This is a genomic window from Sedimentibacter sp. B4 (genome assembly GCF_000309315.1).
Classification (GTDB): Bacteria; Bacillota; Clostridia; order Tissierellales; family Sedimentibacteraceae; genus Sedimentibacter; species Sedimentibacter saalensis.
Genome location: NZ_CANG01000567.1, coordinates 1 through 433, shown reverse-complemented (window position 1 = coordinate 433; position 433 = coordinate 1). Strand labels below are relative to the sequence as shown.

Here is a 433-nt window from a genome sequence, read left to right as displayed (position 1 = left end):
TCGCCGACCTGCTTGCGGATGGTGATGACCGGCTCCCCGTCCCGCTCGTCGAGGGTGGCGGTGCCGGGCTCGGTGGGCACTCCTGCGCGGCGGTAGAACTCGTCGATGTCCCAGGCGTCCCACTGGTTGGGGATGTCGCGGAAGAGCTCCAGCCGGTTTCCGGGGCGGTCGGGGGCGATCGCCTCCCGGCCGGTGGTGGTGTCGACCAGGGAGACCAGTTCGCCGGTGGCGTCCACCACAGCCCTGAGGTGCTCGTTGGCGAGGGTGAACGTGCCGTCCGGGTGTTCCTCGACCGCAGCCTGGGGGGTGGTGGACGAGGCGTCCACGCCGAGTGCGGGAACGCCGTCGCGGTCGTGTGGGGCGGCGTTGGCGATCAGGAGGGTCTCGCCGGTGCCGGTGAGAGCGGTGAGGGCGTCGGTGATGATCTCTTCGA

The 433-nt window shown here is 70.9% G+C and carries 1 protein-coding gene; it reads right to left on the bottom strand.

Annotation, left to right across the window (positions count from 1 at the left end):
- Positions 1-433: glycoside hydrolase family 38 C-terminal domain-containing protein (locus BN358_RS25580; protein WP_304412793.1), on the bottom strand; the 433-nt coding region annotated here is incomplete at both ends.